Source organism: Amphibacillus jilinensis Y1, assembly GCF_000306965.1.
GTDB classification, from domain to species: domain Bacteria; phylum Bacillota; class Bacilli; order Bacillales; family Amphibacillaceae; genus Amphibacillus_C; species Amphibacillus_C jilinensis.
Genome location: NZ_JH976434.1, coordinates 138,458 through 164,732 on the forward strand (window position 1 = coordinate 138,458; position 26,275 = coordinate 164,732).

Below are 26,275 nucleotides of genomic sequence, written 5' to 3' on the forward strand. Positions count from 1 at the left end.
AGGCTTACCTGTGATAAACTTAATCCAAATGAACTTCTCATTTGACTCATATTGATCATGAGGCATCAATATTTCTTCACCCGTTATTAAACATTCAAATCCTTAAAGCGAACCGCATTCGGCAAAAGGTGATGGTGTAAAATCAAATAGATGATCAACGAGGCTATCGGTGCAGATGGGATCGTCTTTGGATAGTAAAGACAGCTTGTTGTATTTTATCCTTTTCGCCTGTTTCAGTGTGAAATAACGTTGTAATTCATTAATCTCAGCGTTATCGAAATATTAACATAAAACCGCATCATCTCTTCTGCTTGGTCAGAAAACATCAAAAAGGTCTTACTGTTATCACAGCTATTCTCTTAAACCGCTATCTATTTTAGATACATAACGTATTTCTAATTATTTTTTAGCAGCTTTTCTAATATAGTAAGACTTTACTGAACAAAGGTTTAACAGCTTTTATTTTAGGTTAGTAATGAACTATAGGAAGCTATTATTAAATAAAGGAGTAGATGCAACGTATGGATTTAAATAAAGAAATAAAGCGACTAGAACGTATTTATCTAGAGAAACCAAAGCGTGTATTTACCATGTATTTAAACACAGATCCCGCCGATCCTGATCAACAAGGTGGCGAATGGAAAATTCATTTAAAAAATGGCTTGCAACGTTTTGAAAAATATTTAGAAAATGACGGTGATAAAGAGGAATTAGAAAATTTTTGTGAAATAAAACGTAAAGTTGAAAATTACATGGCAGAACACGAACTTGAATTAGCTAAAAGTGTCATCATATTTGCAACGCCTGATCAGTCAACTTGGTTTGCCGAGCGGTTTCAAGTACCCGTACAAACTGAATTCTTTTGGGAGGAAATTGCGAAAGTTGATCAGCTTATTCAATTACATCACGACTTTCCAAAAACAGGTATAATTCTCATACAAAAAGAGGCAATCAAAATTGTTGAAACTGAGTTGGGTCGTCCTATAAATACTTACTTCTATGAGCTAGATTTAGATACAGAAGATTGGCGGCAACATACGGGTCCTCACCGTGCCCGTGCTACCGTTGGATCTGGTGGTAAAAGTACCAAGCGCGAGCAATTTATTGCTAGATTTGAAGCCAATCGCCATCGCTGGTATAAACAGATTGCACCAAAGCTTGATAAATTAGCTAAAGACCACAACTGGGAATATATACATTTAATTGGAAGTAGTGAAGAAACACAAGAACTAGCTGGTGAAATGAATAAACCTATTAATGGTTTCCTCGATAAGAATATGCTTGACAGTAAAGAAACAGAGATTATAAAAACCATACATTAGATGGGCAACACACGTTTCTGAATCTACTCGAATGAGATAAACACACATTAAACAATATTTAAAAAACATTAGATCAAAACAAATCTAAAAGATGAAGACGAATGATCCATTTTTGATCATTCGTCTTTCTATAAAGATTCGGCAGTCACCTTTACAAAGGCTGGGACGTATTTTATTTAGCGATAATGACATTATTCGTTCTTTTGCTTTCTTGTGTTTTTAAAAATCCATTTTGTTCGTTTAACAAAGCAAACATTCAAGCAACATTATCTGACTTGAATGTTTGTGACATGCACTTATAAAATAGTCGGCAATAATGCTCACCAACGGCATTTGACAACGAACCCAAATATAGGATTTAACCTCTTTCTTGAAGTTATTCTACTTGATTCAATCAACTATAAATTCAACAGCTAAGGTTGCCCTTATATCTTGATACGTCTCAGCCTGAATATCTTTGATAACGCGATATTCCCCTGGCTCAAGCTCAGCTATTTCTATCGACTGTTGATGTGAATCACCAGGACCTAATATAATGGCAATCTCAATAAAAGCAAGATCTAGTGGAACAACCTTCCATTCATCATCAATTTTCTTTTCGATAGCATAATGCATCCCCAGCATGAGCTGGGTCGGACCATAATTTTTAACAGTTAAGGTTGGTTCTTCATCTTGATTATAGTGCGATTGATCCAAAGACATCGCGACATTCATTTCATCTGATACAGCTACAATTAAGCCTAATAACGTATCTTCAACTTCGCCTGCTTCATTTAATACCTCTGCACTCAACACATACAGCACATTTTCTTCACTTGGAAGATGATCGTCTAATATTGACTCTTCTTCAACCACTTCATCTATATACACGGTTTCATCAATTAACAACTCAATTGTATCAAAGTCTTGATCAACTTTCTCAAGGCGGACACGAATATTATGGCCAAATGATATATTGTCATCTTGATGATTGACTAAATCGATATTGATTGCTGACTCAGGCGCCTGATATCCTGTTGTTAGCCCATAGCCAAATTCGCCTTCACCATCAAGCATAAACCATTTTCCCGTTGGTGCATTGAACGGCGTCATTTCAGCTAGATATGCCTGATCTTGAAACGCTTGCTTAAAATCCAGATGTTGAAATTTCCCCTCTTCTTGTTCCTCACCTACCCTACTTGGTAGCTCCCCTTGTCCGTCTTGCCAATTCAGATGATCTCCTTGACTTGAATCTGCCTGTCCACAGGCAACTAATAATAGTAGAAAAAGCAAGTACAGCAGTCTATTCTTAAGCATCATTGTACACTCCCTTTAATAATCAGTCGTCTCTCGGTCAAGTAGGTTACAGTTAACGATACCCTAATCCTAGAATTTTCATACTATATAATTGTGGTTATTCGCATAGCTTAAGCTTTAAGCGAGTCATATGATGCCGTTTATAATCGACCGCGATTTGTTTAGACTTTTTTCACAGTTAATCTGTCATTATTAGACTCCATTTCTTGTAACGAGCCTTCAAGCAGTGGACGGAGGTCATGCAGACGTTACCACAGAACATGGCGGTTTTAGTCTACGATCTTACCCACTCCCTGATTGTTAGTTGAATAAATCAGAATATTAGCGTCCGTTAGCATCCGCCTATATTGACTTATCTCTGTACTCTATTTTTGAGGTAGCTGTGTTGCGGACAGTTATCTGTGATAAACTTAAAGTATGTGTAAAACAAGGATAATGGGGTGAAGAAAATGATAATAACTGTTAAACCATCGAATGAAAAGCAAGAACAGACGCTCAACAAGCCTGCGTCTATTAAGGTAAGCTATCGATTTACAAACTTTTTCAGTATCGATACTATGAAACAGGTTAAAGCTTTTAACTATGTAAGGATGACCAATTCGGATCATTAATGAAAGGGACATCACTTTCTAATATACCCGTAATGCGACGAACTCGAATGACTTCACCTGCTAAAAAGCGATTAAAATCAAATACGACTGGTCTTTGATTTGCACCAAGACCAATCCACCCCTTACCTTGTCTAGGTTGATATAAACTGGTATGCAATGTACCCGACCACGCTTGATACTTATTAGAAAAAATCGCATGAGAGCGATGATTAAATATTTGATACGCCTGGTTAGATTTCAGATGAGATGGCGAATGTCGATTGATTCGATCCATCCGGCTAATGGATTCATCGTTACGATAACGATTTTCTTTAGTTAAATATTCAAAATGATTGGTGCATACATTAGCCATTCTTGTCAAAACAGTGCGTGGACTCGCTTCAACAATTAATGATTGACCTGAACGATCCATCAATACATAAGAAAATGACGTACGATGTGGGATAGCTTTTAATAGCTGGACCCCTTCTTCAACGGTTGCACAATATTCTAATAACATGCGGCCAATCATATTACAAATGAAGCCATCACCAGAACCAATCCGATTAGTAAAGTTATAACCCATCACTAACCCTTTCTCATTTATACCGTCTATTCGACCAGTTATTTGCATGGATGGTCCCATGGAAGCATAGCCCCCATCAGTAGGCTGATAAAGAACATAACGCCCTTCATAGCCATTTGGATGACTGTCATAGTTTCTCACAAAATATTGGTCGCCCGTCATTATAGAACAACCACTCTTACCAATTTCTAAATAATAACCAGCAAAGGAACGAACAGCTTCTTGTTGTGTCATCTCTAGAGCGTCAGCTAATCCTTCGATTTCAAAACGGAGCTTTGGCGCAAAATGATCTAATAATCGCAAGCCTTTTTCCACATGTGTCGAAAAATGTGTCTTATATCTTTTGGCATGTAATTTTTCTCGATTTTGCATGATTGGCGACTCTCTTAACTTAACACCTTGCTGATATCCAAATTGTCCATGTGTTCCCCGAAAAGAGATCACCTCAGAAAAGACTTTCACTTTCTTCCCCCCTTAATATTATACCTACTTTAAAGAAAACCATTATTAATGTGCAAATAATTAGCTTATTATAACTACAAGTGATGTCCTTGATGATATACAGACATCCGCTAACATTAAATAATCTGTAATCATAACATCAACGTCCGCCATAACAGAGAGCGTAAAGCGCATCTTATTTAGCCGGGAATTAACAGACGCTAATGCCTTGATCCACTTAGCTACCAATCAACAGATTGAAAACGCTTTTACTGATTGGAACTGGGGCTGGGACAAAAGCTTAACGAGATAAGAAAAATCCGTACATTAATCACTAATACATGTAGTGCTTCGGTAAAACACTTCACTTACCAATTTCTTCGTTTAAATTTACAACTTAATTATTTATTTTTCCATTTTTTATTGACGTTACATTCATTTGTATATATAATAAAAAAACATTGATTAAATTAAACTTAAAAAGGAGGTCATGATGATGTTGTTAACTATTATGCAACCCAAATTTGGACTAAAACAAAATATATCGTGGCCTCATTTTGTCATAATTGATTGAAATAGGTAATATCTATTAATTATTTCATTTATTTTCAGCCTTTAATTAAGAAGAATGTATTCAATTTGGATCTAACTGGATCAGAATATTTTCTGTTAATTAAGGTGAAAGCACTTTTTAAAGAGGTCACTATTATAGATGTGGCCTCTTTTTGTGTTCCTTTTTAGGATAAATATACCTTTTATCGATCTATCGGTATATTCAACAGCGCAGATGTCACGGACATCTGCGCTATTTTATTTGATCAATGTTAACGCACTAAACATAAGGAGGAATTTTAAAATGAATAATTGCAAATCTATCCAATCGGCAAAAGGATTTAAACGGTTATGGAGTGGTTAGCTTACAATATGGGGAATTTTTGAAAGGAGATCAATATAATGTTTTCAATTTTTTACAAATTAGCATGGTTTTTTAAAGAGCATTGGGCTCGATATACGATTGCAATCATCGCTTTAATTACAGTCAATTTTATTGAACTTATCCCACCAAGATTGGTTGGAATGACGATCGATCTTATACAATTTAATGAGTTAACACGAGAAAAACTAATGATGATCATTTTTATTTTCTTGGTACTTATGGTGTTGAACTATACGATTATGTTTATTTGGGATTACAACTTGTTTGGGGGAGCTATCCTACTGGAACGGCAAATACGTTCAAGATTAATGGAACATTTCTTAAAAATGAATCCGAGATTTTACGGTGCAAATCGGACTGGTGATTTAATGGCACGATCAACAAATGATTTGAAAGCCATCATGACCACTTCTGGTTTTGGTGTCCTCACTCTTGTTGATTCAACGGTGTTCATGTCCTTTTTAGTCTTAATGATGGGCTTCTCAATAAATTGGAATCTGACGATAGCAGCCCTTATTCCAATGCCGATCATGGCTGTCATTGTTTACAAATATGGTCAGGTGATCCATCAACGATTTACCGATGCACAGGATGCATTTAGTGAACTAAATAATTATACACTAGAGTCGATTCGTGGTGTTCGCGTGATTCGTGCCTTCGTTCAAGAACAACGTGATCAGCAACGCTTCTCGGATATGACTGAAACGGTATTTCAAAAGAACAAAGCTGTTGCCCAAATGGAAGCCTATTTTGAACCCACGGTGAAAATACTCGTTGGATTATCTTATACGATTGGCTTAGGTTATGGCACGTTAATGGTCATGAATCACCAAATCTCGATTGGTGACCTCGTTTCTTTTAATGTTTATCTGGGGATGATGATTTGGCCGATGTTTGCGATCGGCGAACTAATAAACATTATGCAACGTGGAAATGCATCACTTGATCGCGTTGAAAATATACTCAAGCAAAAACCAGATGTTGTTGACCCTGATCAGCCAGTACAGATTTCAAAGCTTAAAAATATCGTTTTTAAGGATGTTGATTTTTCTTACCCTGAAAGTGATGATATCCAATTAAGACATATTAATTTAACGATTAAAAGTGGAGAGACAATCGGCATCGTTGGGAAAACAGGTGCAGGTAAAACGACGCTATTCAAGCAACTGTTACGAGAGTATCCTCCACCATTTGGACAGTTAACCATTAATGGGCACCCCATTAACCAGTTCAATCTAGACGATACAAGAAGTTGGATTGGCTATGTTCCACAGGAGCACATTTTATTCTCTAAAACAGTAAAGGAAAACCTTGTGTTCGGATGCGGTGAAAAATCACTTGAGGATATTAACCATGTATTAGCCTCTACGTCATTAAAAAGTGATATTGATGCATTGCCGGAAGGACTAGACACAGTAGTCGGAGAAAGTGGTGTCACACTTTCAGGTGGGCAGAAGCAGAGAATTTCTTTAGCGCGTGCCCTATTAATGGACCCTGAAATCATTATTCTGGATGATTCTTTATCCGCAGTAGATGGAAAAACAGAGACGACAATTATTGATCATCTTAAACAAGAGCGAGCTGGTAAAACAACTTTAATTGCAGCACACCGGTTGTCTGCCGTTAAACATGCTGATCAAATTATCGTTATCGATAAAGGACGTATCATCGAACACGGTACACATCAACAGTTAATTGAAAAAGGTGGATGGTATAAAGAGCAATTTGACATACAACAAATGGAAAGGAAGGTGAGAGCGTGAAACCTTCAACAGAAAAACAATTATTCAACTATGCACTGTCTAATAAAAAAATCATTTCTTTTGCTTTAATTTGTTTAATTGTTGCTGTATCACTTGAGTTAACCGGTCCATTTATTGCTAAAACAGTTATTGATCATCATATTGTTGGGATAGAAACAGAATGGGCCCAATTGACATCAGATCAAGATGGTGCCGTCTCTTACCAACAAAAATATTTCAAAAGAGCAGACCGTGTGACAGATCAAGATCAAGTGGTCGACTATTACACATTAATTCAATCTGAACGGAATTATTATTTTATCGAAGGACAGTTCCCCTTAAACAGTGATGTGGAATTAAACCAAGACCAGCAATTATCCGTTACAGTAAACGGACAATCAGAGATTATTTCAGGGAACCGATTAACAACTAATGATCTTTATCAATTTTTCCAACCAGAATTGACGCCGATTATTAGGCTTATCGTGATCTATTTAGGACTGATTATAATCGCGGCCTTTTTTCAATACTTTAAGACATATCTCTTACAAGTCCACGCTAATAAAATTATTCAAAAGATGCGGCAAGATGTATTTAAGAAAGTTGAAACATTACCGCTTCCATATTTTGTTGATCGACCAGCGGGCAAAATTTTAGCACGGATCACAAATGATACGGAAGCGATTAAAGAGTTATATGTGAAAGTTCTCGAAACATTTATCAATGGGTTTATTTATATGATCGGTATTTTTATTGCTTTGTATTTATTAAACCCAATCCTTGCATCTGTTTGCTTGATCTTGATTCCGATTCTGTTTCTATGGATGAAATTTTACAAAAAATATGCTGGACACTATAATCGATTGATTCGTTCGGTCAACAGCGATATTAATGGTTCGATCAATGAATCGATCCAAACGATGCCAATTATTCAAGCCTTTCGACAAACGAAAGAACGACAAGCAGAATTTGAGCAATTAAATGGACGACATTTTCATTATCAGAAAAAAATGATTGCTTTATCTGCTTTAACATCCTATAACCTTGTCAATGTGTTAAGAAGCATTGCTTTTATCGGATTTATCTGGTTTTTTGGTAATGGTGTCCTTACAGTGGAAGGTTTTATTTCAACCGGTGTTCTCTACGCTTTTGCTGATTACTTAACACGATTATTTGAACCGGTAAGTCAAATTGTTAATCAGTTACCACAGTTAGAGCAGGCTAGAGCATCAGCAGATCGTGTCTTCGAATTATTAAATACAGACGGTGAGTCGATCGAGGCTCAAGGTCTTGAACCGATCAAGGGAGGCGTCGAGTTTGACGATGTAAGTTTTGCTTATGAAAAAGAAAACTATATTTTAAATCATGTTAGTTTTCTAGCCACCCCCGGACAAACCGTCGCTTTTGTCGGTCATACCGGTTCAGGAAAAAGTTCGATTATGAATCTTTTATTCCGCTTTTATGATCCACAAAAAGGAAAGATTAAAGTGGATGGTTTGGATACTTCAACTATAGCACGACAACAGTTAAGACAGCAGATCGGCATTGTTTTACAAGATCCATTTATTTTTAGTGGAACCATCATTTCAAATATTACTTTAAATGATGACAGCATTAGCAGGGAGCAAGCTATTTCAGCCTTGAAAGCGGTTGGTGCAGATCAATTTATTGAAAAGCTACCAAAACAATATGATCAACCCGTTATTGAGAATGGCAATGCATTCTCAACCGGTCAAAGGCAACTCTTATCTTTTGCTCGCGCATTAGCTTTCGATCCCGCTGTATTAATTTTAGATGAAGCCACCGCCAATATTGATTCAGAGACAGAAAGACTGATTCAACAAGCCATGAGCGTGCTAGCAAAAGGAAGAACGATGCTCATTATCGCTCACCGTCTTTCAACGATTCAACATGCTGACCAAATTATTGTCTTAGAAAAAGGACATATCATTGAACATGGTACCCATGATCAATTAGTTGAACAAGACGGAAACTATTACCAAATGTATAAAATGCAACAAGATAGCGTAACAGAAAAAATCATTTCGTAACTATTAATTAATCCTTAACCTTACAAGCAGCCCCCTTGATTGTTTATGAGGGGGCCTGTTTTGGAAAGGCTAAGGATTTATCTTTTATAAAACGCCCCTTTAATCAGTGAACGAAGGGCTACAGGACGTAGGTCATGTAGACGTGGGCCTACAGGATGCAGGTCATGCAGGCGTTGCCACAGGACGTGGCGATCTTAGGCTGTATTCCTTCTTACAAGATGTGCCGACTTTAATCTACGACCTTCTGCTTCCATTGATGGGTAGTTGAATGTGTGCCCGTTATCACCATTTGCGCTATGCTCTATCTTGAGATAAGTGGTTTACGGAAGGTTTTCCGTGATAAAAAAATCGTGATCCAAACCAGCTCGTTACTATTCAAAGACCACAAAATGGTAAACTTTCTCTTTCTCAACTGCAATTTCGTAGCAGTTATCTGATATTACCTTAATCCGATCGGGTTGATTTTCTATATATGGATTTGTGCCAATTGGAAGTCCCAAATGACAAACACCATCGACAGAAGGCTTCAATTTTAGCCATGACAACTTATGATTATCCCATTCCATTTCTATTTGATAGCCACCTCTTGCCCGTAATCCTTTCACATAGCCATGCGACCATGCTTTTGGTAGTGCTGGGAGGATTTTAATCAGCCCTTGATGGCTTTGCACTAACATTTCAACAATGCCCGCAATACCACCAAAATTCCCATCAATTTGAAAAGGTGGGTGGTTATCAAATAAATTGGGTAAGGTAGAAGATTTCAATAACTCAATAATATTTTGATAGGCTTTTTCTCCTTCAGCTAAGCGCGCCCACATATTTATCATCCAAGCACGACTCCATCCTGTATGACCTCCGCCATGTTTTAAGCGTCTCATTAAAGTCGTTTTGGCCGCCTTTGCCCATTCTGGTGTTAACTCCGTTGAAATTTGTTGACCAGGATAAAGCGCAAACAGCTGTGAGATGTGTCGATGTCCTGGGTCAGCTTCCTCGTAATCTTCTAACCATTCTTGAATTTGACCATACTTCCCAAGTTTAATCGGTGGTAATTTAGCTCGTAATCCCTGTAAACTATTTCTAAATGTTAGATCACAATCCAAATGTTCACTTGCCTCGATACAGGCACTAAACAAAGCATAAATAATCTGACTGTCCATTGCTGGACCCTCACAGAGGTGGCCTTTTATACCATCAGGTAAAATGTACATATTTTCTGGCGAAACAGATGGTGTCGTGACTAATGCACCGGTTTGATTTTCTACAAGAAAATCGACGAAAAACTGTGCGGCTTCTTTTAACGTATCGTATACTTCTGCTAAAAAAGAGTGATCTTGATTAAACTGATAATGCTCCCATAGATGGAGACATAACCAAGCCGCCCCCATTGGCCAATAGCTTGCGGGTAGATGTATATCTTGTGGAGCCGTATCAGCCCAAATATCTGTATTATGATGAGCAACAAACCCTCTACAACCATACATTTTTTCTGCGGTTATCTTTCCGTTTTGACGTAAGCGTTTAATATGATCGAATAAAGGAAGGTGGCATTCTGGCAAATCACATAGTTCTGCTGGCCAGTAATTCATTTCTGTATTAATGTTAATGGTAAACTTACTATCCCACGCTGGAGTCATTTGATCATTCCAAATCCCTTGTAAATTAGCTGGTAAGGTCCCTGGACGACTCGATGAAATCATTAAGTAACGACCATAATTAAAATACAATTCAAACAAAGCCAAATCTTCTTCCCCAGCTTTTATACGAATTAATCTTTGATCAACAGGTAATTGCCTTCTCATCCCGTTATTTCCAAGCTTAACTGTAACACGATCAAATAAAGAACGATAATCTTTGATATGATTATTTTTCAAAATATGGTAAGGTTTTTTGGCCACTTGATTAATAATATAGCGACACTGTTGCTCTGGATCTTTATAGTAAAAGGAAGTAGTTGCCGTTAGAAGAAGTGTAACAACATCAGCCCCCTTAACACAGAGGCGATTACCAATCGCTTTAATACTTCCTCCCTCTTGAATCACTTTTAACTCACTGTGAAAACGAATCCCTTCTTTTCCACCCGTTTTTCCCGCCATCACAAGTTGATCGTCACTTCTCGCTGCAAGCCGATCTAAATACCTTGTCCCACCTCGATCCAATGTGCAAGTAAAAGTTATTGCTTTATTTCGAGAGGCAGTCAGCCTCACTACCATTGTTTGATCAGGGTAACTACAAAAACACTCTCTATGGTAATCAATCTCATCACAACGAAAATTAACTTCTACCCGTCCCGTATTTAAATCTAACTGTCTTTGATAGTTTTCATAAGTCGTCTGATCAAAATCAATAAATAAATCGCCTAACGTCTGATAGTGCCGTTGAGATTCAGGGACACCTGACAAGCTAAGTTTTGCTAAATCTTCAGCTTCTGGAACTTTACCTTCTTTAAGTAAACGTCGAATTTCTGGTAAATACTTAAAAGCATCCGGATTATGTCGATCTCTTGGTCCACCGTACCACACTGAGTCTTGATTTAATTGAATTCTTTCCTGATTAACCTCGCCAAAGATCATCCCTCCTAAATTGCCATTACCTATAGGTAATGCTTCATTCCACGCTTTAGCAGGTTGCTTGTACCACATGACCTTTTCAGAGTTAGAAGTCATTGTTTCACCCTTTCTTCCCATTTTCCGTGAAGCGCTTACATGTTTTTGTTCATAATTATATAATAAAAAATATATTCGCATCTGCCTACCCGATAAAATATAGACCATACTTAGAGATTTAATTTAGATGCGTATCTTCGTATACCTTTTCAGTGATCTTATATAATACAGCTACAATTAATGAGCGTTTTCGTTCTTCTACTACTAAATAATCATTGTCTATAATAAGTAACCGCGATACTCTATTTTAAGGCGAGTGGTTACAGATAAATAAAATAACCTGTTCCATTAATGTATAATGGAACAGGCAAAAATAACATGGCTATCGATTGAGCTTAAAGTGCTTCGTGATTATAGCTTATTAAACGATACATCTTTTCTCGACCATGTAAGAGGTGATCATCCATTTTTGCGGGGTCAATAGCAAAGGTAATCACGTCTCTCCCTAGCGTCTCACCAGAGTGCTCATCAATGGGGCTTATGTTAAATGATACAAGTATTTTTTCACGGTCGACTAACATCTCAGATAATGAAGTCACACGATAATCATTAATTGATGATTTAGGTAAGTTCACAACGACTTCTTCTCCATAATGTGATGTGGTTGCTTGAACAATGGGCTCATAAAGAATCTCTTCTAATGGAATAGCATCTACGTCTAACGTCTTAGAGGTTACTTCATTTAGATAGGCTTGAACACTCAAGAAAAGTAGTACTAACACGATGACCATAACACGTTTCATTTGTATATCCCCTCCAATTGTAATAAGTTACCACTTTTACTTAATTACTACTTATTATATAAAATTATTTTGTAGCCGTTAATAGTATAATTATAACTTATTACTAAATAGTATGAACTAAAAAGTTGGGATAATACGTGAATAACACGAAACGCCAACCAGTGGCAGGCGTTCTCCTCCCACTGGTTGGTCGTTTCGTGTTAGTATTCGTTAACTCGATCCTAAATAGTTGATTACTACGCTCTATGTTGTGACGGTCGCTTTATGTCCTGTCACCTGTGATAAAACGTGATCTATATTTAGCAAGAAAACATTACTCACTCCTTCTATACTTCTAAAGGAAAAATTGAAAAAATATTCCGGCTGCTACTGCTGAGCCGATTACCCCTGCTACATTAGGACCCATTGCATGCATAAGTAGAAAGTTTGAAGGATTTGCTCTTGCTCCTTCTTTTTGCACAACTCGCGCCGCCATAGGTACAGCAGAAACCCCTGCAGCACCTATCATTGGATTGATTTTTCCTTTTGTTAATTTGCACATAAGTTTACCGAACAACACACCTCCTGCTGTTCCAGTTGCGAACGCAACTAAGCCTAAAGCGACAATTTTTAATGTTTCAATGCTTAGAAAAAGATCAGCCTCAGCTTTCGCTCCAACCGTGACCCCTAACAAGATCGTAATAATATACATTAAAGACCCTTGCAAAGTTTCTGTTAATTTCGGAACCCTTCCACTCTCTTTAATTAAATTTCCTAGCATTAGCATACCTACAAGAGGTGCCGATGAAGGAAGAATTAAGAGTACTAACATCGTCGTTACTATAGGAAAAATTATTTTTTCTTTTTTAGAAACAGGACGCAACTGTTCCATCTTGATTTTCCGTTCCTTTTCTGTCGTTAATAACCGGATAATAGGTGGCTGTATAACTGGAACCAACGCCATATATGAGTACGCTGCTAAAGCAATTGTAGACAGCAAATGTGGAGCAAGTTGACTTGATAGAAAAATTGCTGTTGGACCATCAGCCCCACCAATTATACCGATTGATGCCGCTTCGCTTCCCGACATATTAAGAAGTAAAGCGCCAAAAAACGCACCAAAGATACCAATCTGTGCAGCCCCACCTAATATCAGTGTTTTTGGATTAGCAATTACTGGACCAAAGTCTGTACCCGCACCCAAACATAGAAATATTAGAGGAGGATAAATACCTAAATCCGTTCCTTGATATAAATAGTATAATAATCCTCCCGTGTCTCTCCCATTCGCCGCCATCATTAAATTTGTAAAAGGTAAGTTGACTAGAAGCATACCAAACGCAATTGGAATGAGTAAATAAGGTTCATAGCCTTTATTAATAGCCAAATATAAGAAAATACATGCAATAACAATCATAATTATATGCTTATAGGTTAATCCTGCAAAGCCCGAGTTAGCAAGCAGGTCTAACAATATACTCCCCATTATGTTAATCTCCTTCTCTTAAAGTGTAAATAGTATATCTCCTGCTTCAACTGTTTGATCTTTTGTCACGTGCACGCTCTCAATAATACCATCCATTTGGGCTACGATTTCATTCTCCATTTTCATTGCTTCTAGTATGCATAAAACCTCTCCCTTTTTAACGTGGTCACCTTTTGCAACTTTTAAATCAAATACAACACCTGGCATTGGAGCATGGATCTTTTCACCACTCAATTCTGTCTGACTAGTCGATGGCGGAGGTGTTTCACTACTCTGTTGATTATTATCTACTGATAATCCATTATTTTCTTCTACTTTAACTTGATATGACTGTCCATTGACTGTAATCTCGTAAGTTTTCAATTTAGAATCCCCCTAATTTATCCGTTGTACAGAATGAATTTTATAGTTCTTGTTTTGTTGATTTTGATTGATCATAATCAATGATGCAAGACAAGCAACCATTTGTTCTTCTTCATCATTAGCTTTAGACGATTGACCTGAATCGTCTAATTGGCTTCTCTTTTCTCTAAAAACTAATCTAAATAGGTTTAAGACCGATTGAATAAGAATCAGTACAGTTATCACAATTAACAAGCTTGTAATAGTAATTTGCAAACCTTCTAACAAGGTGAAATCATTCATTTAAACAGCCCCTTACTACCACACGGCATTTATTTTTATCGTTGCGTTTTTCTCATCATTTTCGGACCGAATGTCATCCGATGTCGCTTTATTTTCCAAAAATGCCTTTCCTACTTTCGGAAACATTGCATAAGTTAAAACATCTTCTTCACTTTGAGCTAATTGGCCAAGCTCTAACTTCATGTTATTAAATTCTGGTTCTATCAAATCTGCCGGCCGTACATGAATAACTTGTTTGTCTCCTATTATTTTTTTTCTAATTTCATCAGATATAGGAACAGTAGATTTTCCATAAGCACCTCGAACATATTCCTTTATTTCATTTGGCACCATTTTATAACGCTCTCCAGTGATCACATTAAAAACAGCTTGCGTTCCTACCATTTGACTCATAGGTGTGACTAGTGGCGGCAATCCGAGTTCTTCACGGACTCTAGGTACTTCTTCTAATACTTCTTTATATTTACCTTCTGCGCCTGCATCCTTCAGCTGTGCATAAAGGTTTGACAGCATGCCACCTGGAACCTGATAAAGTAATGTTTTGGGTGTTGTTGCTAGCATTTTAGCGTCTAACACCCCATTTTCTAGATACGTTTCCTTAATCTTTTCGAAATAATCGGACACTTCTTCTAAATGGCCCATATTTAATTTCGTACAAAACGTCTCTGTTTCATCTAATACAATGGCCATTGCTTCTGTAGCAGGCTGGCTTACCCCTTCCGAAAAGGGAGCAATGGCGGTATCGATTATATCTGCTCCAGCCTTTATTGCAGCGAGATAGGTCATCTGCGCTATACCACTTGTGGCATGAGTATGAACTTCAATAGGTACATCGACACTGCTTTTCAATGATGCAACCAATTCACCTGCTACTTGGGGTGTTAAGATACCCGCCATATCTTTAATACAAAGAGAATCGGCCCCCATATGCTCCAGATCTACAGCTAACCTTGTGAAATAGTCTATATTGTGAACGTGACTGATGGTGTAACAAAGGGTTGCTTGAGCATGTGCTTGATATTTTTTCACAGCATTTAAGGCTGTTTCCATATTCCTTATATCATTTAGTGCATCAAAAACACGTACAATATCAATGCCATTATTAATCGATCGTTCAATAAACTTCTCCACAATATCATCGGCATAATGGCGATAACCTAATAAGTTTTGCCCGCGTAGAAGCATCTGAAGTTTAGTATGTTTAGCACGTTTTTTAATTTCTTTTAATCGTTGCCAAGGATCTTCATTTAAAAAGCGGATGGCCGCATCAAATGTTGCACCGCCCCAACATTCTAACGCGTGATAACCAACACTATCCATGGTTTCTATAATAGGCAACATCTCAGCAGTTGTTAGTCGAGTCGCCATTAAACTCTGATGACCATCTCGCAATACGGTTTCTGTTATTTTTATTTGTCGCATAAGTAGCTCCCTTATCTATTTTCTCTAATGTCTAGCGTTACACTATTCCTATCACAAGCATGACTACCAATAAGATTAAACTCATCCCCCATAACCAGATGAAATTCTTTTTGATATGATCTTGAATGCTCACTTCCGCCAATCCACAAGCTAAATAGGTTACTGCAATAGCAGGGGAAATCATTAAACCGATATTTTCAGTGGTGAGTAGAACCCGCGCAACATCTATAGCAGCAACGCCATAATTATCGGCAACCTCAATAATAATAGGCATCATACCAAAATAAAAACTGTCAGTACCTAAAAAAAGGATAAGCGGTACAGAAAAAATCGATACAACAATATGAATATACGGTCCTACTGCATCAGGTAAAGCTAAAATGATAGAATTAGCCATTGATTCAATCATGCCCGTACCTTGGATAACGCCAAGGAAAACCCCTACAGCAAATAAAATCATAATCATCGGCATAGCTGATGCACCGTAGTTTTTAAGTAATTTAGACTGCGTTTTTGAGTCTTTCACATTGACAATTAGTGCTATTGAAAAAGCAATCATAAACATCAGTTGGACAGGTAAAAGATCTATTACTAATAAAGCAATTGTTGCTAGTACAAGACAAACGTCAAAGATTAATATCCCTTTACTTACTTGTATCGTTGCGTCTCGATCACTGGAATTTGACTTAATTGATTCGAATTCTTCGTCGGACATACCTGCTCCACGTTTTTTTTCAATATATGACATAATAAAGGCAAGGGTATATGATAACGCCACTGCTACAAATTGCATTGAGATAATACCTGACCATATCACATTTACACTCTCATTAATGACAGTACCTGCACGTATGGTTGGCCCCCCCCATGGCATGACGTTCATCGCACCAACGGAACTGGCAACAAGTAAAACTAATGTTGTAGGTCTAATATTCATTTTTTTGTATATTGGTAACATGGGTGGAATAGTAACAAGTGCCGTAGAAGCACCAGCACCATCAAGATGCCCTATTATCGCAATCGTTACGGTAACTAACATAACACCTAAAACACTATTGCCCATCACACGAAAAAGCGGACGAATAATGATATCAAATGCACCAACATCATTCATAAGGCCAAAGAATGCAATTGAAAAAGCAAATAAAGATGCAGTTGCCACCATTGAGGCAATACCATCTGTTACAAAACCTCCGATTTCAGCCAATTTAAAGCCTGCTGAAATGGCTGCAACGATAGGTAAACAGGAAAAAGCGACGATCGGATTTGTTTTACCAGATATCAATAAATAAACAATTCCTAATATTAATAAGAAACCAATAGCTGTTATATATGTCATACTGTATCTCCTTTAGATGTTTTTATAGCAAGCTAATATTTCTTTACATCTCCTTTATTAATTTTTCTATCTGTTTATAAAGGGCTTTCATCGGATGTGATTGTGCTCTTGCACAAACTTTGGCTGGTTGGTCACATATATAACATTTCCGCAACGCATACCCTAGTTCTGTCCGAGAAATAGAACGATATGTCATCGGATCAATCACATCAACATCAAATAACCGTCCAAAACGTGTTGTATCTTCAAAGTGAATGGTTCTTTTTTTTATTTCTTTTGGTGATAGTGAACAAATCACACCATGATATTCTGGACCTGTACTCAAATCGCGTTGATAGTATTCATCAATGATATTAACGTTTGTTTTTAACATCGTTGTTAAAGTAGCTATAGTCGTATCAAATAATTCAATTAACAATGGGTTACTTTTAATTGTTCCAGGGATGTTTAATTTAATTGATATTACTGGAGCACTATATTGGTCAACAAGATGATTGATTAATATGCTCCGTGCCTCACGACGTGCCAATATAACCTTTAAGGATTGACTCCCCTCGTTCGAAAACATTAACAAACCTCCAGCACAACTTGGCTATTGCTTGACCTGTAATACTTTATCAATAAGTGTTCCATCTCGATATTCAACAAGAGCTACCACTTTATCTTCATATTCAATTGGCTTAGGCTTTCCTGTAATTCCATAAGCTTTCTCTTGCAACGCATCAATTGTATAAATTGGAATGCCTTGATCACTTAAACTTGCTATAAGATCCCTACGTTTCGGGTTAATCGCTATTCCTATTTCGGTTACAATCACATCAACACTTTCTCCTGGCGTGATTACCGTATTGACACGATCAACAATCGTTGGGATTCTACCTCGGACTAAGGGAGCAGAAATGATTGTCATTTTCGCATTGGCTGCATCACAGTGTCCGCCTATTGCACCACGTAAAACGCCATCGGAACCTGTCATTACATTGACATTAAAGTCTTTGTCAACTTCCAATGCAGATAAAATAACAACATCTAATTGATTAACAGCAGCTCCTTTATTATGTGGATCAGCATAATAGGAAGCACTGATTTCAATTTGTCTCTCTTGTTTCCCTAGACTTATCGCAGCTTCTTTGTCAAAATCTTGCACATCTAATATGGTGTCAACTAAATTCTCTTCTAACATGGTCAACATCGGTTTGGTAATACCGCCTAAAGCAAAACTTGCTTTAATATTATTACTCTTCATTTCTTCTGCTAGAAATCTCGTTACAGCTAGTGCAGCTCCGCCGGTACCTGTTTGAAATGAAAAACCATTTTTGAAATAGACCGATTTCGTAATCACTTCTTTAACTAACTCTGCTATCTGAAGTTCTTTTGGGTTCGTCGTAAAGCGAGTAGCACCTATCCCAATTCCGTCAGAATCCCCGATTTTGTCCAATTCAACAATGTAATCGACATCGGTTTGGGCGATGCTTATCGGTGTATTCGGATATGGAAGAATCGTATCGGTTAATAAAACAACTTGATCTGCATATTTAGCGTCCATCTGAGCATATCCTAATGAACCACAAATCGTTTTACCTTTTACACCATTCGCATTCCCATAAAGATCGGTACTCGGTACACCTAAGAAAGCTACATCGATCTTTATATCTCCGGACTCAATTGCACGTGCTCTTCCGCCGTGTGACCGCAAGCGAACAGGTTCTTTCATGATTCCATTAGAAATGGCCTCTCCCAATTCTCCACGCAAACCACTCGTGGTCATATTTGTAATGACGCCTGTTTTTATATGATGCACTAATGGCGCATGTACGTTCGTTAAGGAGCTTGGTGCAATGGTTAAATTTTTTATTCCTTTCTTTGCAATGGCCTCCATAACAAGATTGATAATATAATCGCCCTCTCTAAAATGATGGTGGAAAGAAATCGTCATACCATCAGATAAATTAAGCTTATCGATGACTTCTTCAATTGAAGCTACCCACTTCTCCTCATCAAGCTTGATGGGTCTTACTTTAGGTGCAGTACGCTGCACCACTTTACAGTCAGTATGGACACCAGTAAAAACTTTGTTGTTGCCTCTCACTTCTTCAGGTATTTCTCGTTTCACTCTATTTATCAACTTATATTGACCTCCTCGTTTTATGAATGATTGGCTAGCGAAAGTACATATTTCGCTCGTTCAACAATCGGTTTATCAATCATTTTTCCATTTAAAGCAATTACCCCTGATTTCTTTTCGTTTGCTTCTTCAATAGCCTTAATGACATCAAGTGCGTGACTAATTTCTTTTTTTGTTGGGCGATAAATCTCATTAACTATTTTAATTTGACGCGGATTAATAATGGATTTACCATCAAAGCCAAGTTGATGAATTAATTCCACTTCCGCTTTAAAACCCTCTACGTTATCTAAGTCAGTATAAATCGTATCAAATGCCATAATGCCAACAGACCTTGCCGCGTGAATAATCATACTCCTAGCAAAGAGTAATTCATTGCCATCAGGATAACGCCTTGTTTTCATATTGGTCACATAGTCTTCTGCGCCTAAAGCAATTCCAATTAACCGCTTACTAGATTTTGCAATTTCTAGCGCATTTAACGTACCTTTGGCACATTCAATAGCTGCCATCATTTTAGTAGAGCCTACTTCTCTACCTAATTTTCTTTCATAAGACTCAATGACTTCCTCCACATCTTTAACATCTTGGGCTGTCTCTGTTTTAGGTAAGCGAATGACGTCTACCTGTGCAGCAATCATCGCTTCGATATCATCAAATCCAAACCCAGAATTAAGCGAATTTATACGAACAATTAATTCTTTTTCGCCATAATCAACATTTTTAAGTGCATGATAAACTAACAATCTAGCTGAGTCTTTCTCAAAAGGTGAGACAGCATCTTCCAAATCAAACATAATTGAGTCTGACGCATAAATGCTAGCATCTCTAATCATCGCTGGATGGTTACCTGGAACGAACATCATTGTTCTTCTTAGATTCGTCATCACTCGACCACTCCCCAATCAACACGCTGATTTTCTCCGATACTTCGGTAAATAGCCGTTTCCATTCTAGCTTGAATTGTGCAATCTAGAGCACCATTGTCGACAGCCAAAACCTTAGCATTTTCTATCATTTTATCGCTTAAAATTTTTCTGATTAACATATCAATGTGTTCTCCAAACTGCTTCTGCACACTGCTACGAATATCAATATCAATCCCCTGTTTATTAGGTCCTAAAATAATTTGAATATCACTTGATTCCAAAGTACCTGATGTAGACTGATTAATTATTTCCAAATTGATTCACTTCCATTTTTTGTTTTTTGTAAGCTTCTAAGTACTTTAATGTCGTACGTGGTACATAATTTTCTAATGACTCTAAATCATTAGCCTCAATAAGCGCTCTAACTTTTGTCGCACTAATAATGTCATCGTTTCTTGCTGTTAATCTTGGGATTTCTACCAATTGAACAGTGGGATAAAGTACTTCCTTTAAAACACGATTATAAATTTTAGTTGTAGGTGAAAAAGGTTCTTCCCCTACAAAACGATATTTTATCCCAAGAGCCGATGCGATGTAATGTTCGAAGATACTAGCATCTAACCGTGCATGCTCTGTCGTAATATCTGCTTTTTTATTTATAAAATAAGAAGGAAATGTTGTATTCGAAACGATATAATTTCCAGTGCTATGTAATTTGACATTATTAAACGAAGCGATGCCCTGTTTCACTAATTCATATCGGATGGAAAACGGGAACACAGATTCTTCTTCCTCAACTACAAAAATGTGAACAAAATCACATAAAGATGCTGCATACTTCACCAAATGTAAGTGACCCTTCGTAAATGGATTAGCATTCATAACAATACTTCCAATTACATGGCCTTCTTGATAACGCATCTTTAACTTATGTTTATAATATTCAATCCCATAAACACCTCTTTCTAATAAACACAAATGATCGGTGCAAACTACTTTTTTAAAACCAAAATCAATAAATTTCCCTATTACATCTGGCTTTGTATAAACAAAATAGTGATAAATATTTTTTTGACTTAATTCAGCAATAATTTCGTTTACAATTTTGTTTAGTAAGCATTGCCCACGGTATCCTTTATCAACTGCAACACATTTAATAATGTTCTTATGATATGAACCTGTCGCAACTAGTTTTTCTCCGTCATAGATCCCCAAGGTATCTGTCACTATTTCATCCGATTGCATACCATGGTTAACCAGAAACGCTTTCCAAACTTCATAAACTTCTTTACGTGCTAAATTTAATCGAACCACTGCTAATTGCTCCATACATGCCTCCTTTCCTCAATACAATTCATTAAAGGTATACATCTACTTTTTCGTTACAACATCAGTTAAATGAATACGCTTTCCATGAGTCGATGCTATTTTATCACAGCAGTTTTCCAAGACAATACAAAATAGTGGCTTTTAGGTGTTCTTGGTGTTTTTACAGTGCACTTTGTGTTTTTTATATGTTTTTAATGTTTTATAGATGTTTTTTATATAATTCACTCATTCATTTTCTCTAAATATGCTATTATTTAGTTAAGTTTTTCCTCTCTATATCATCTATCATCATAACGAAAAAAAAAGGAGATTACATATGGACGATTACATTGATGACATCATTAAACAAGTTGATCTTTCAAATCCTCGATCGCTTAATGAAAGTGTTTATCAAGGTTTTAAAAAATCAATTATTGATGGTATTATCCCAGTCGGAGAAAGGTTGAATGAAAAGGAACTATCAAGAAGGCTGAACATCAGTAGAACACCTGTTAGAGAAGCTACCAAACATCTCATTGAAGATAAGCTTGTCGAATATATTCCTAAGCGAGGGGTCATCGTTAAAAAAATTTCTAAAGATGACGTTATAGAAATCTATAAATTACGGAAAAATTTAGATTCTCTTGCCGCCATTGAAGCGATGAAACATATGACAGCAAGCGATTATCAAGAATTTTATAAAATACTAGATGATACCGAAAAGCTTTGGTTAAACGATAAGATTGATGAGACCATTCAAATGTTTAGAGTTTTTAATGAAAAAGTATACTCGAAAAGTGAAATGCCGCGCTTGAAAGCAATAATCTCTGAATTAAGAGAATACCTAAAACGATTTCGCATTATATCCCTTCAAGATCCGGAACGATGTAAACGGGCACTTTTTGAACATAGAAAAATGATTATTTTGATGGAAAAAGGACAAAAAGAAAATTTGATTGAGCTTATACATAAACATCTCGATTTTAGTGAAAAGCATATTATCATCGCATTAGAAAATCAAATGAAAGGATTAAAACAACCACATGTTAAGTCATAGTCTTTTTCATCAGCTAGCTAAAACGGCACAGCAAGCCATTTTATATGAAGTCAGTATACAACCAAAACCTGGGTTAGTTAATCCCAATAGTCCAGGCGCCCATTCAGATATGGATTTCTTCACCTTTTTATCAAGTTCAACAAGCTTGTATGAAGGTTTATTTCAATTTGCTTATAATGGTTATCATTTCGAAGGATCCAGTGATGAACACTTTCAAAGTTTAAGAGGATTAGGTATGAATTGTGAAGATAAAATGTTCCTTGCTACAAACGGTATTAACACACATAAAGGTGTGATTTTCTCTTTTGCAACAATTGTTGCCGCTACGGCTAAAGTATTGAAACAAAAAAAAATCAACTTACATGAATACAGGCGTGATAACACCTCTGATATTCTTGCTGAAGTAAGTTGCTTAACTGAAAATTTAATTACAAATGACCTAGAAAATTTGCCATCAACCGCACAGCTAACTAATGGAGAAAAACTTTATAAAGACTATGGCATATTAGGTATACGTGGTGAAGTAGCCAAAGGGTTTCCGACTGTTGCTAATCACGCACTCCCATATTTAAGGGAGTCACAATCGCAAGATGTCAACACGCAATTGCTCTGTACATTGCTTACCATTATGAAGCACGCAGAAGACAGTAACATTGTCAATCGAGGTAATTTAGATACATTAAAATATGTACAAACACAAGCTGATCACTTATTGAATCATTGCAATAACAAACAGCTATTATATAAAGGATTAGAAAGTCTTAATCATGATTTCATTCAGAAAAACCTGAGCCCTGGTGGTTCTGCTGATCTATTATGTGTTACCATCTATTTTGCCTTATTAGAAAATCTAATCCATTAGCCCAACACCTTAAGATAAGCGATGGCCATTGCTTGCTTAGCAAACAATTAGCTGTGGTTATCTGTGATAAAAAAGCTATGCTCTATTAAAATAAGAGCATAGCTTTTTGCTTAGAGATGACTTCGACTGGGCTCGAACCAGCGACCCCCACCCTGTCAAGGTGATGCTCTCCCAACTGAGCTACGAAGTCTAGATATTAATCATGTGATTTTAATATAATCGAAACGCTGTCTGCCGTCAAGCAATTATTATTAAATATAATTATCTTTCAGTTAACAATTTTTCTGTTTTTTTGATATGATAGAGAAAGATCATTTTGAGTATTTTTAAAAATAGACATTATATATATTTAAGAGGATATTAACCTTATCTAAAAACGTATAACCTTTTTTTATTAAAAGATGGATCTAATGATATAGCACTTCATGATTAGAGAACGATTTGAATGCCTGCTTTTAATTACGAAGAAATAAATTTCAGAAAATGAGGATAGATATATGCAACCGAAAAAATTACCTATTGATTATACCATAGTGTTTTTACTATGCTGTTTTTTTATATTTAGTTTGTTCGCAATTTATAGTGGCTCTGGCCAATATGCTAGTGGAGATCCTACCTTTTTTGTAAAGCGACAAATTGTTTTTTATGTTATTGGTTTTATATTGATGGCTGTGATTGCATATTTTGATTTTGAACTAATTGAAAAATGGACATTAGCGCTTTATAGTGTTGGATTAATTCTGTTAATAGCCGTTCGCCTGATTGGAATTGAGAAAAATGGTGCAATACGCTGGATAGATATTGGCTTTATGGAGTTGCAACCTTCTGAAGTTATGAAGATTTTTCTTGTTTTACATGTGGCTGCACTTCTAACCCAATTGGGAAAGTATCGACTCAGTTTTAGGGAAAGCATACCCGTAACGCTAAAAATCTCACTCTATACATTACCGCCGACCTATTTAATCTTGAAACAACCTGACCTGGGGACAACGCTTATGATCCTTTTTGCTGTCTTTGCGTTAATATTTGCTTCAAGCATTTCAATCAAAATGTTTATGCTTTTATTTACCCTTGGTCTAACAGGTCTTGGGACTTTAATTTTCTTGTACTTTTATAACTTTGACCTTTTCAATCGTCTTATTGAAGACCACCAATTAGCTAGAATCTATGGCTGGTTAAATCCTGCAGAATTTTCACAAGGATTTGGTTATCAACTTCAACAAGCCATGCTTGGTATTGGTTCAGGACAGTTATCTGGCACCGGATTCAATCAAGGCTATCAAGTGCAAAGCGGCCGGATTCCAGAGGCCCATACTGATTTTATCTTTGCTGTCATTGGGGAAGATTTTGGTTTCTTAGGAACCAGTATTTTGGTTATCTTGTTTTTTGTCTTAATTTATCGGATCATTACCATTGCTTTTCATGCTAGTTCATTATTTGGCGTTTATATTTGTATTGGCGTCATCGGACTATTTGCCTTTCAAATTTTCCAAAACATTGGTATGACAATTGGGCTAATGCCGATTACCGGCCTGGCTTTGCCGTTTATCAGCTATGGTGGTAGTGCGTTGTTAACGAACATGATGGCAATTGGATTAGTGACAAGCGTGCATTTGAGGACAAAAGAGTATATGTTTAGCAGTGAGGAAACGATTGAATAAGGAGTCTTAATCTATGAAAAATCGCTTAAAAAGATTTGATTATGGTTTAATTATTGTAATAATGGCAATGAGTATATTTGGGTTAGTGATGGTATATAGCTCAAGCTATACGCTCTCAACACTTCAACATGGGCATGGTTACTTCTTTTTCATGAGGCAATTACAATTGTTTGGGGTCGGACTGTTTATTTTCGTGATCATATCGTTTATTTCACTAAAAACATTAGGAAAGTTAAGTCCAATGCTTATATTACTCTCGGTTATCTTGCTTGGCTTGGTGCTCGTTCCAGGTATTGGAGTAGTTAGGAACCAAGCTCAACGTTGGCTTGGCTTTGGACCTCTTATCTTTCAGCCATCAGAGATTGTTAAAGTATTTATGATCATTTATTTTGCATATATTTATGCAAAAAAACAACCCTATATTGATCAATTTAAGAAAGGCGTCTTGCCTCCACTTATGATTTTAGCTGTTGTATTCTTATTGATCTTAGAGCAACCTGATTTAGGAACTGCTACACATATTCTATTAATTTGTGGTTTAATTGTTGTTTTTAGTGGGGTGAGATTTCACCATATTTTTCTTTTAGCAACTATTGCTGCCAGTGGTATTGGCTTTTTTGCGATTTCACAACCTTACCGTATGCAGCGACTCACTTCTTTCTTGAATACTTTTGATGATCCCAGTGGTGATGGTTACCAACTAATTAATTCTTATGTCTCCATAGCTACAAGTGGACTTTTTGGAAATGGATTAGGAAATAGTGTGCAAAAACTCGGTTACTTACCTGAAGCACAAACGGACTTTATTATGGCTGTGGTCGTTGAAGAGCTTGGCATAATAGGCATACTAACTGTCATTGGGGGATACATTTTTATCTTATACCGTGGCATTCAAATATCTAAAGAAGTGGACGCCATGTATTTAAAATTGTTAGCTCTCGGTGTGACCTTTCAAATTACCTTACAAGCTATTTTTAATCTCGGTGCAGTGAGTGGTATGCTACCCATTACTGGTATTCCACTACCTTTTATCAGTTATGGTGGAACATCATTGGTGTTCACTCTACTTTCTGCTGGTATTCTCGTTAATGTATCAGGAAGACGCCCTTTATCTGATGCACAAAAAACTTCGTAAACATACACGTTTA

Annotated in this window: 21 protein-coding genes and 1 tRNA gene; 7 read left to right on the forward strand and 15 right to left on the reverse strand. The window is 36.7% G+C overall.

Annotation, left to right across the window (positions count from 1 at the left end; genetic code table 11):
- Positions 1 to 521 precede the first annotated feature (521 nt).
- Positions 522 to 1,322 (forward strand): VLRF1 family aeRF1-type release factor, encoded by an 801-nt coding sequence (locus tag B494_RS0101115; protein ID WP_017470514.1) that lies wholly within the window; start codon positions 522 to 524, stop codon positions 1,320 to 1,322.
- A gap of 390 nt (positions 1,323 to 1,712) precedes the next feature.
- On the opposite strand, the gene B494_RS20050 is transcribed toward B494_RS0101115, so the two are convergent.
- Positions 1,713 to 2,618: an immunoglobulin-like domain-containing protein gene (locus B494_RS20050; RefSeq protein ID WP_017470515.1), complete on the reverse strand. Its 906-nt coding sequence runs from the start codon at positions 2,616 to 2,618 to the stop codon at positions 1,713 to 1,715.
- A 576-nt stretch (positions 2,619 to 3,194) separates the two neighbouring features.
- Complete coding sequence (locus B494_RS0101125; RefSeq protein ID WP_017470516.1) at positions 3,195 to 4,256, reverse strand: C45 family autoproteolytic acyltransferase/hydrolase; 1,062 nt, start codon at positions 4,254 to 4,256, stop codon at positions 3,195 to 3,197.
- A gap of 933 nt (positions 4,257 to 5,189) precedes the next feature.
- Between B494_RS0101125 and B494_RS0101135 the strand changes: the two genes are divergently transcribed.
- Positions 5,190 to 6,935, forward strand: a complete 1,746-nt coding sequence (locus B494_RS0101135) for an ABC transporter ATP-binding protein (protein WP_017470517.1) — start codon at positions 5,190 to 5,192, stop codon at positions 6,933 to 6,935.
- Positions 6,932 to 8,965 carry an ABC transporter ATP-binding protein gene (locus tag B494_RS0101140; protein WP_017470518.1) on the forward strand — a complete coding sequence of 678 codons (2,034 nt, stop codon included), beginning with the start codon at positions 6,932 to 6,934 and terminating at the stop codon, positions 8,963 to 8,965. The genes B494_RS0101135 and B494_RS0101140 overlap by 4 nt, the downstream gene beginning before the upstream one ends.
- 371 nt (positions 8,966 to 9,336) lie before the next feature.
- Here B494_RS0101140 and B494_RS0101145 read toward each other — a convergent pair whose 3' ends face one another.
- From B494_RS0101145 to citC, 12 genes are all read right to left on the reverse strand, one after another.
- Positions 9,337 to 11,631: a glycoside hydrolase family 95 protein gene (locus tag B494_RS0101145; protein ID WP_017470519.1), complete on the reverse strand. Its 2,295-nt coding sequence runs from the start codon at positions 11,629 to 11,631 to the stop codon at positions 9,337 to 9,339.
- A gap of 335 nt (positions 11,632 to 11,966) precedes the next feature.
- A complete protein-coding gene (locus tag B494_RS0101150) occupies positions 11,967 to 12,374 on the reverse strand; it encodes a DUF3888 domain-containing protein (RefSeq protein WP_017470520.1) in 408 nt (135 codons plus the stop codon).
- A gap of 334 nt (positions 12,375 to 12,708) precedes the next feature.
- Positions 12,709 to 13,839: a sodium ion-translocating decarboxylase subunit beta gene (locus tag B494_RS0101155; protein WP_017470521.1), complete on the reverse strand. Its 1,131-nt coding sequence runs from the start codon at positions 13,837 to 13,839 to the stop codon at positions 12,709 to 12,711.
- Between the two features lie 18 nt (positions 13,840 to 13,857).
- Entirely contained in the window at positions 13,858 to 14,202 is a 345-nt protein-coding gene (locus B494_RS0101160) for a biotin/lipoyl-containing protein (protein WP_017470522.1), read from the reverse strand.
- A gap of 12 nt (positions 14,203 to 14,214) precedes the next feature.
- A complete protein-coding gene (locus tag B494_RS0101165; protein WP_017470523.1) occupies positions 14,215 to 14,484 on the reverse strand; it encodes a hypothetical protein in 270 nt (89 codons plus the stop codon).
- A 15-nt stretch (positions 14,485 to 14,499) separates the two neighbouring features.
- On the reverse strand, positions 14,500 to 15,906 hold the full coding sequence (locus tag B494_RS0101170) for an oxaloacetate decarboxylase subunit alpha (protein ID WP_017470524.1): 1,407 nt from the start codon (positions 15,904 to 15,906) through the stop codon (positions 14,500 to 14,502).
- Between the two features lie 37 nt (positions 15,907 to 15,943).
- Complete coding sequence (locus tag B494_RS0101175; RefSeq protein WP_017470525.1) at positions 15,944 to 17,245, reverse strand: CitMHS family transporter; 1,302 nt, start codon at positions 17,243 to 17,245, stop codon at positions 15,944 to 15,946.
- Between the two features lie 43 nt (positions 17,246 to 17,288).
- Positions 17,289 to 17,813, reverse strand: coding sequence for a citrate lyase holo-[acyl-carrier protein] synthase (citX, locus tag B494_RS0101180; RefSeq protein ID WP_017470526.1), 525 nt, complete (start codon positions 17,811 to 17,813; stop codon positions 17,289 to 17,291).
- A gap of 24 nt (positions 17,814 to 17,837) precedes the next feature.
- The gene (gene citF / locus B494_RS0101185) at positions 17,838 to 19,370 is read right to left on the reverse strand and encodes a citrate lyase subunit alpha (protein WP_017470527.1); all 1,533 of its coding nucleotides are present in this window, start codon (positions 19,368 to 19,370) and stop codon (positions 17,838 to 17,840) included.
- Positions 19,371 to 19,390: 20 nt separating this feature from the next.
- A complete protein-coding gene (gene citE, locus B494_RS0101190) occupies positions 19,391 to 20,257 on the reverse strand; it encodes a citrate (pro-3S)-lyase subunit beta (RefSeq protein ID WP_017470528.1) in 867 nt (288 codons plus the stop codon).
- Positions 20,257 to 20,553 (reverse strand): citrate lyase acyl carrier protein, encoded by a 297-nt coding sequence (gene citD, locus B494_RS0101195; RefSeq protein WP_017470529.1) that lies wholly within the window; start codon positions 20,551 to 20,553, stop codon positions 20,257 to 20,259. Before citD ends, citE begins: the two co-directional genes overlap by 1 nt.
- On the reverse strand, positions 20,540 to 21,568 hold the full coding sequence (citC, locus tag B494_RS0101200; RefSeq protein WP_017470530.1) for a [citrate (pro-3S)-lyase] ligase: 1,029 nt from the start codon (positions 21,566 to 21,568) through the stop codon (positions 20,540 to 20,542). Before citC ends, citD begins: the two co-directional genes overlap by 14 nt.
- Positions 21,569 to 21,884: 316 nt before the next feature.
- Between citC and B494_RS0101205 the strand changes: the two genes are divergently transcribed.
- Complete coding sequence (locus B494_RS0101205; protein ID WP_017470531.1) at positions 21,885 to 22,604, forward strand: GntR family transcriptional regulator; 720 nt, start codon at positions 21,885 to 21,887, stop codon at positions 22,602 to 22,604.
- Entirely contained in the window at positions 22,591 to 23,466 is an 876-nt protein-coding gene (gene citG / locus B494_RS0101210) for a triphosphoribosyl-dephospho-CoA synthase CitG (protein WP_017470532.1), read from the forward strand. The genes B494_RS0101205 and citG overlap by 14 nt, the downstream gene beginning before the upstream one ends.
- Before the next feature lie 117 nt (positions 23,467 to 23,583).
- Here citG and B494_RS0101215 read toward each other — a convergent pair.
- Positions 23,584 to 23,656: transfer RNA gene (locus B494_RS0101215), tRNA-Val, on the reverse strand.
- Positions 23,657 to 23,963: 307 nt separating this feature from the next.
- On the opposite strand from B494_RS0101215, the gene rodA reads away from it, so the two are divergent.
- Both rodA and ftsW read left to right on the forward strand, forming a co-directional pair.
- Positions 23,964 to 25,127 carry a rod shape-determining protein RodA gene (gene rodA, locus B494_RS0101220; RefSeq protein WP_017470533.1) on the forward strand — a complete coding sequence of 388 codons (1,164 nt, stop codon included), beginning with the start codon at positions 23,964 to 23,966 and terminating at the stop codon, positions 25,125 to 25,127.
- 13 nt (positions 25,128 to 25,140) lie between these two features.
- Complete coding sequence (ftsW, locus tag B494_RS0101225) at positions 25,141 to 26,262, forward strand: putative lipid II flippase FtsW (protein WP_017470534.1); 1,122 nt, start codon at positions 25,141 to 25,143, stop codon at positions 26,260 to 26,262.
- Positions 26,263 to 26,275: the final 13 nt, after the last annotated feature.